Raw genomic sequence first — 7459 nt, 5'->3', positions numbered from 1 at the left:
TTCTTGTGCGGGGGCGCAGCCGCCACGCTGGCAGGGTTCGGAGTACGGGTTCGGGGGGGCCACGGAAACGAGCAAGGGATCTGGGGGGATCTTGTTGGTGGTGGCGAGGGCAGGATTGAGCCGGGTCGGGCGGACTACTGGGAGGAGTCGTCCACGACCCGGCTCTCCGCCAATTTTCGGGACCGGTGTGGTCGGTGGTCCGTTGTCAGAACCGTCCCCGAACGTTCGAAAGTCAAACCGTGCAGAACCGTCCCCGATGGTTGAGGACCGTCCCCGGACGGTCGAAAGTCAACCGTGCAGAACCGTCCCCGATGGTTGAGGACCGTCCCCGGACGGTCGAAAGTCAACCGTGCAGAACCGTCCCCAACCAGCGAGAACCGTCCCCGGAGGTGCCGTGCCCGGACGAACGCCTCAGTCCGGGGAGCGCAACCACCGGCGCACGTGCCAGGTGGCTTCGACATCGTCCTCGTTGTATTCCAGGACGCGGCGGCGGGCGGCGGTGCGGAGTTCCTCGGTGTCGCCGGTGACGGCCTCGGTGAACCAGCTCTGGCTGTTCAGCCCGCCCGGGGCGGCGTCGCGCCAGGAGAAGCCCGCCGCCTTGCTGGCCACCACCTTGAGCCCGAGCCCCTGGGTGCCGAAGAAGTGGGTGCGGATCACTGTGAACAGGTCGACGAAATGTTGCCGTGCCCAGTCCAGCGCCCAGGCCAGCGGCTCGCTGCCGGTGGCGTCGGCGAGTCGTTGCATCCGGATCAGTTCGTAGTCGGAGTAGTGGAAGACCAGCGCGTCGTGGTCGCCGACGGTCTCGCGTAGCCAGCGCATCGCCGCATCCGCCAGGGCTTGTTCGGCGTCGTCGTCGAGGTCGGTGAAGGCGCTGAAGTGCCGATACCAGGGACGCCCGGAGCCGTCGTCGACCAGGAAGCCCCACAGGTAGACCCGGTCGTCGGAGGAGGTTTCGATGTCGAGATCGATCTCGATCGGCGCCTGGGGCAACTCGATCGGGCCCTCGGTGACCCGGTCGAAGTCCACTCCGCGGGCCATCAGCACCGATCGCCGCCAGGCCAGCCGGAGCCGCTCCTCGGCGCCCACCCGGTGGGTGATCCGGGGCAGGTACCGGGGCAGCAGTTCGTCGAGGTCGCAGGCGGCCAGTTCGGCCACCGTCGCCACCCCCAGATCGCGCAGCACCCGGATCTCGTGCACGTCCAGCGGTGACTTCGAGATCCGCAGACTGAGATCGTCGTCGTCCAGTTGCGGACGGCAGACGTCCCACCACTGGCACCAGCCGCATTCCCGGTTGGCGATCGGCAGCAGCGCCGGCGGATCGTCCGGCGACAGCGCGGACGCCGTCTCGGCGATCTCGACCCGGAAGGCGTGCTCGGCGTCGTAGCGCCGCAGGGCGGACACCTGCGCCGGATCGGGCGGCGTCCGCGGGCTGGGCGGCAGCACCGCCGCACCCAGGTCGACCCAGGACAGCACCCGGCCCAGCCCCGGCAGTTCGTCGCTGCCCACCACCGCCGCCAACGGTTCGGACGCCGCCAGCCCGAGCCGCAGCAGCATCCGCTGGTAGTGCGCCAGTTGCAGCAGGTCGTTGAGCCGCCAGGTGTAGCGGAACCGGTGCCCCTCCAACACCCGGCGCCGCAACGGGTCGGACAACGCCGACCAGGTCAGCGTGGAGCCGCCGCCGCGCGGGTCGCTAACCCGGTGGAATTTGATCTCGCCGGGGTGATAGCCCCCGGCCTGGTCGCGCAGCAGCAGGTCGGGGCGTCCGCTGCGGTGCTCCATCGGATCGCGGGGCAGCAGCGGGCCGATCAGCACCTCGACCCCGGACCGCATCGCCTGCAGTGCCGCCCGCTCCTGCTCGCCGCTGGGCAGCCCGGCGAGCTCCCGTCCGTCGAAGACCGAACCGTCGAAGCCGGCCAGCAACGCCGCCAGCACCTCGGCCTCGAACGCCACGCCGCCGTGGAAGACCTCGCGCAGGCCCTCATCGGCCTCGGGCAGGGTCAATCCCGGATGGAACGCGTTGTGGGTCTTGACCGGACAACTGCGCGCTGCGTAGGCGTCCAGGGTGAACATCAGGCGCGGCCGCGGTGCAGCGCGACGATGCCCCCGCTCAGGTTCTTCCACTCGACGTCGCGCCAGCCGGCCGCGGCCAGGGCGTCGGCCAGCCGCGGCTGGGTGTGCCAGGCCCGGATCGATTCGGCCAGGTAGTCGTAGGCCACCGGATTGGACGCGGTGAGCCGCGCCACCAGGGGCAATGCCCGCAGCGCCACCTGGTGGTAGGCGAACCGCAGCGGGGCCCAGGACGGCGTGCTGAACTCGCAGATCACCACCCGACCACCGGGCCGGGTGACCCGGCGCAGCTCGGCGAGCGCGGCCGCGGTGTCCTCGACGTTGCGCAGCCCGAACGAGATGGTCACCGCGTCGAAGGCGCCGTCGGCGAACGGCAGGGCCAGCGCGTCGGCGTTCACGAAGGCGAGTTCGGGCTGGCGCTGCTTGCCCACCTGCAGCATGCCGAGGCTCAGGTCGGCCGGCACCACCAGCGCGCCGGCCTCCGCGAACGGCTTGGACGAGGTGCCGGTGCCGGCGGCCAGGTCGAGGATGCGTTCGCCGGAGCGGGGCGCCACCGCGGCCACCACGGCGTGCCGCCAGCTGCGGTCGAGACCGCCGGTGAGCACGTCGTTGACCAGGTCGTACCGGGCCGCCACACCGTCGAACATCTCCGCCACCTCGGCGCGACGCTTGGCCAGCGTCGCCCGTGCCCCTCGCAGTTCACCCACGGCGCATAGCCTGCCACGCCGGGCTGACACCTTGCTTCGCGGTGGGTGTTCAGGTCGTCCGGGCAGGTGCCCGGCGCGCCCGGCTGCAGGCTCGACGGTGGCTCCGCGGCCTCTACTCAGCTCCAGCCCTCAGGTCAGCTCCAGCCCTCTGCTCAGCTCCAGCCGTCTGCCCAGCCCGAGGCCTCTGTGTCAGCTCCAGCCGTCTGCTCAGCCCGAGCCCTCCGCTCAGCCCGAGCCCTCTGCTCAGCCCCAGCCCTCTGCTCAGCCCCAGGCCTCACCCACGATCGCGCGATCCACCACAGCTTTCGGGTACTGCCGCTGCTTTCGGGAAATATCCCGAAAGCAGACGCGTACCCTGCCAGCTGTGGTCGATCGCGCGATCGGTGTGCCCGGCCCTGCGGTAGGTCATCCCGCCCCACCGGATCCCTGGTAGGTCATCCCGGCTCGCCGGGTCCCCGGCGGTCATCCCGGCCCCGGATCCCTCCCACGTCCCGGCTCCCGGGTCTCGCATCGGGGATCCGCACGGTCCACGCGTCCGCCCGATTCGGGCCGGGCCCAGGTTGTGGGGGAGAATCCTGATCATGGCCAAACGCAGCACAGTGCTCAAGGTGGCCGGGCTCAGCAAGTCGTTCGGTCCGGTCACCATCGTGGACAACTTCAACCTCGAAGTCCGCGAGGGCGAGGCGATCGCGCTCACCGGCCGCAACGGTGCCGGCAAGTCGACGATCCTGCGCTGCCTGGTCGGCGCCGACACGCCCGACGAGGGCACCGTCGAGGTGAACGGCGTCCGGATGAGCGAGACCAACCCGCAGGTGCGCCGCGACGTGGCCACCGTGATCGACGACCTGGACTTCTTCCCCGACCTGTCGGTGGTCGAACATCTCGACCTGCTGGCCCGGGCGCACGGCGTCCCCGATCCGGAGACCGCGGTCGACGAGGTGCTGCACGAGGTGCAGCTGGTCCCGCAGTCCGGTCAGCTGCCCGGCACGCTGTCGTCGGGTCAGCGCCGTCGGCTGGCGCTGGCTACCGCTTTCGTCCGGCCGCGCAAGCTGCTGGTGCTCGACGAGCCCGAGCAGCGCCTGGACGTCGAGGGCGTCGACTGGCTGGCCGCCCGGCTGGCCGCCGAACGGGGCCGCGGCCTGGCCATCGTGCTGGCCAGCCACGAACCCAAGCTGGTCGACATGGTGGCCACCCGGGTGGTCCGGATCGGTGCGGACGCCGTGGTCGGCGAGGTCGACGCGTGAGCAAGAAGTCCCGCAAGCTGATCCGCTCCGCGGCCGCGTCCGGCGCCGCGAAGCCGGAGCCGGCTCCCGCACCGGCACCGGAACTGGAGCACAGCTTCTGGTTCCTGCCGGACGCCGAACCCGAGCCGGTCGACGAGCGCGAACTGCACGACACCATGAAGCAGTGGCGGCACGGCCGTGCCACCCGCTCGATCATGGACGCCATCCAGGACGCCTACGTGGCCATCTTCAGCGTGCTGATGATCGGCGCGATGATCACCAACCTGGTGGTCCGGGCGCAGTCGACGATGGCCAGCTGCTCGGCGGCCACCTGCATCTCGGCCCGCACCCTGGTGCCCTGGGCGATCTGGTTCTCGGTGCTCGGCCTGGCACTGGGTGTTGCCCGGCTGTTCGGACCGGTGCTGGTCTCGGCCGCCGAGGGTTTCTGGCTGATGGACGCCCCGATCGAGCGTTCCCGGCTGCTGTCCGGGCGGTTCGCGCTGGCCACCGCGGCCGCCGGCGTCCTGGCTGCGGTGCTGGGCGGCCTGACCGCGGCCTTGAGCGGGTCGAGCCCGCTGGAGATCGGGCTGTGGGCGCTCGCCGACGGCCTCGGTGCCGCCGCAGTGACCGCCTTCGCCGCCGCCGAGCAGACCCGGGAACGCACCCGGGTGACCCGGGTGGTGCAGACCCTGCTGGCCACCCTGGCGTTGGCCACCCTGCTGCTCACCGTCGCGGTGGCCGCCGGCTGGCTGGCGCTGGACCTGCCGACCGGCATCACCGCGATCGTGCCCGCCGGCGCCGCAGCCCTCGGCCTGTTGGTGCTGCTCATCGAGCTGATCGCCGCCGGACGCCGGCTGAACTTGATCCGGCGGGCTCGGCTGGTCTCGGGTGGGTCCCTGGTGGCCGGCATGCAGGGCGCCATGTACGCGCTCGACTTCGGACTGATCCGCGACATCGTGGTGGAGCGGGCGGCCGTCGAGCGCGGCCACGTCACCCCCACCCAAGGACGCGGTGAGGGCCTGCAGGCGCTGCTCTGGCGCGATCTGCAGCGGCTGCGCCGGTTCCCGCGTCCGCTGGTGCCGCTGGCGGCGTCCGTGGTGGCCCCGTACGCGCTGGACGCCCTCGGCCTGACCACGGTGAACCCGTTCGTGTCGGGGCTGATCCTGGTCGTGGTGCTGGTGCCGTTCCTGTCCACGCTGCGGGTGCTGACCCGCACCGGCGGGCTGGCCCGGTTGTTCCCGTTCCGGACGTCCCAGGTGCGCACGGCGGCGATGATCGTCCCGTTGTTCCTGGCGCTGATCTGGCAGATCGCCACCGTCCCCGCGTTCGTCGGGATCACCTCCGCCGGCGTGGAGCGCTCGGTGCTGGACGGGGTGGCGACCGCCCTGGTCACCGGGCTGGCCGGCTGGCTGGGCGCGGTCCGCTGGGTGACGGCGAAGAAGGCCGACTTCAACACCCCGATGGTCGCCACCGCCTCGGGTGCGGTCCCGCCGGGACTGATCTTCAACCTGTTCCGCGGCATCGACATGGTGGCCCTGATCACCGCGCCGGTGATGCTCGGCGGCTCGCCGCTGTGGTCGTTCGCGCTGGCCGGCGTGGCGTTCGTCTTCCTGCGCGGCACCTTCAACATGGACGAGATGAAGGCCCAGCAGGAGGCGCTGAACCGCGAGCGGGAAGCCGCCAAGAAGACGTCCGGGCAGAAGATCAAGGTGCAGCGCCCGAGCCGGTGACGGCTGGTCGGGCTGGCCCGGCACCCACTCAGCTCGACATCGCCTGCGATAAAGCACATCGCCTGCGTACGAACACAGGCGATGTGCTCGAACGCAGGCGATGTCGCGGGCGGACGTTGGGTTAGTATGCGATTGTCCGGAGGCCCTTCACCCCCGAGCTCCGGACATTCGAGGAGACCGAAATGTCCCGCCCCCGATCGCGCCTTCTCATCGTCACAATTGTGGCAATGGCGATGTCCGCAATCATGTCCGCGACCCCTGCCGAGGGTGTCTCCCGCGCGTCGAAACCCGCCGTCCCGCGGATGCCGATCGTCCAAGCACACCGAGGTGGTTCGCCGCCGAACTCGCTGTCGGCGCTGCGGAGCTCGATCGGCCTCGGCGTCGGTGAGTTGGAAATCGATGTTCGCCGGACGTCCGACGGCGTGCTGGTGCTGCATCACGACGCGGCCACCGGAAACGCCTGCGACACCCCGGGCGTGGGCATCGCCGAGACGCCGTGGCCGGCTCTGTCGACGATCCGTTGCTGGGGTGAGCCGATCCCGAGGTTCGACAGCGCGTTGTCGCTGGTCAAGAAGGCCAAGCAGTCGCTGATGGTCGACATCAAGCGCGCCCCCGGGGAGACCGACGACAGCCTGGCGGACCTCACCCGCCAGGTGGTGGCGGCGTTGAAGCGGTACAAGCTGGTCGAACGTACCCGCCTATCCAGTGCGGAGTGGACGGTGGTCGCGCCCGTCGCGCATCGGGCGATGCGGACGATCCGCGTGGCGGCTGGTGAGGTTGCCCCGAGCCTGAAGCGGATCAAATTGGCCGCCAGTCTGGGCATCGTCGAATACTCGATTCCGGCTTCCCGGGCCGACCTTTTCCTGGTGCGTTTTCCTCGTCGATATTCGATGGGGGTGACGCTGTGGGGCATCGATAATGATCAGCGACTCCGGTACGCCGTCGATGCGGGATCCCGCTACATCACTACCGACACCCCGGCTGCGACGATCGGACTGCTGCGATCGACGAATGTTTCGCGGCTGCTCGCGAATCGACGGGTCACGACGACGAAGCGGCCGCCGCAGACCGTGCTGTCGGCCACGCTCACGCCGAATAGTCGCCAGTACCCCGTGGTGCTGGGCGACGCGGTGCCGATGGCGGCGCGCGAACGCCTGGTGGACGTCCGGCTGGCGGTGGTTGTCACCGGGGCGGACAAGAAGGGCGTCCTGCGGATCGGCGGGCCCAACATGGCGAACCGCGACGATGTGGTGCTCAAGCTGCCGAAAGGGTCGGCGAGCTTCACGGTGTCCCAGTCCATCGGCGACAACAACCAGTTGCGGATCTACACCACGGACGCGACGGCGACCGTCACCGTGCAGGTGGTCGGCTGGCGGACCCTGACCTTCTGAGTCGACGAGTTCGGGCGGCGATGTGAGGGCCCCGGCGGCGCCAGTCGGCGATGGGCGGGCGCACCGGCCGGTTTCAGGTCGGCCTGACCTGCTCGATCTCGTCACCGGGAGCGAGCGACACCGTGGCTGGACTGGGACCCGAACCGACATCGCCTGCGGAAACACACATCGCCCGCGTTCCTGCGCAGGCGATGTGCGTTACCGCAGGCGATGTCGTGCCTGAGTTGGACCTCTCGGCCTGATTTGTCGGATTTCGGCGGCGTTGTGCCTTGTCAGAGCTGTTCGGGTGGGGTGTGTGGGGCACTAATTGGTCGGTAGGATCAGGCTTGTGAGCCCGTTTC

5 protein-coding genes are annotated in these 7459 nt (G+C 70.2%); 3 read left to right on the top strand and 2 right to left on the bottom strand.

The window, feature by feature from the left end:
• Nucleotides 1-411 precede the first annotated feature (411 nt).
• Together QM582_RS04770 and QM582_RS04765 are read right to left on the bottom strand one after the other, a co-directional pair.
• A complete protein-coding gene (locus QM582_RS04770) occupies nt 412-2070 on the bottom strand; it encodes a TM0106 family RecB-like putative nuclease (protein WP_415082218.1) in 1659 nt (552 codons plus the stop codon).
• On the bottom strand, nt 2070-2894 hold the full coding sequence (locus QM582_RS04765) for a demethylmenaquinone methyltransferase (RefSeq protein WP_415082220.1): 825 nt from the start codon (nt 2892-2894) through the stop codon (nt 2070-2072). The genes QM582_RS04770 and QM582_RS04765 overlap by 1 nt, the downstream gene beginning before the upstream one ends.
• Before the next feature lie 461 nt (nt 2895-3355).
• Here QM582_RS04765 and QM582_RS04760 point away from each other — a divergent pair, with 461 nt between their 5' ends.
• The 3 genes from QM582_RS04760 to QM582_RS04750 all read left to right on the top strand — a co-directional run bounded on the left by QM582_RS04760 (nt 3356) and on the right by QM582_RS04750 (nt 7118).
• Nucleotides 3356-4018: an ABC transporter ATP-binding protein gene (locus tag QM582_RS04760; protein ID WP_415082216.1), complete on the top strand. Its 663-nt coding sequence runs from the start codon at nt 3356-3358 to the stop codon at nt 4016-4018.
• The gene (locus QM582_RS04755) at nt 4015-5727 is read left to right on the top strand and encodes a DUF6297 family protein (protein ID WP_415082214.1); all 1713 of its coding nucleotides are present in this window, start codon (nt 4015-4017) and stop codon (nt 5725-5727) included. Before QM582_RS04760 ends, QM582_RS04755 begins: the two co-directional genes overlap by 4 nt.
• 182 nt (nt 5728-5909) lie before the next feature.
• Nucleotides 5910-7118: a glycerophosphodiester phosphodiesterase gene (locus QM582_RS04750; RefSeq protein WP_415082212.1), complete on the top strand. Its 1209-nt coding sequence runs from the start codon at nt 5910-5912 to the stop codon at nt 7116-7118.
• Nucleotides 7119-7459: the final 341 nt, after the last annotated feature.

The sequence above is a fragment of the Micropruina sp. genome (assembly GCF_047607385.1).
Taxonomy (GTDB): domain Bacteria; phylum Actinomycetota; class Actinomycetes; order Propionibacteriales; family Propionibacteriaceae; genus Micropruina.
The sequence above is the reverse complement of the archived record's forward strand: the minus strand, read 5'-3'. Positions and strand labels throughout refer to the sequence as shown.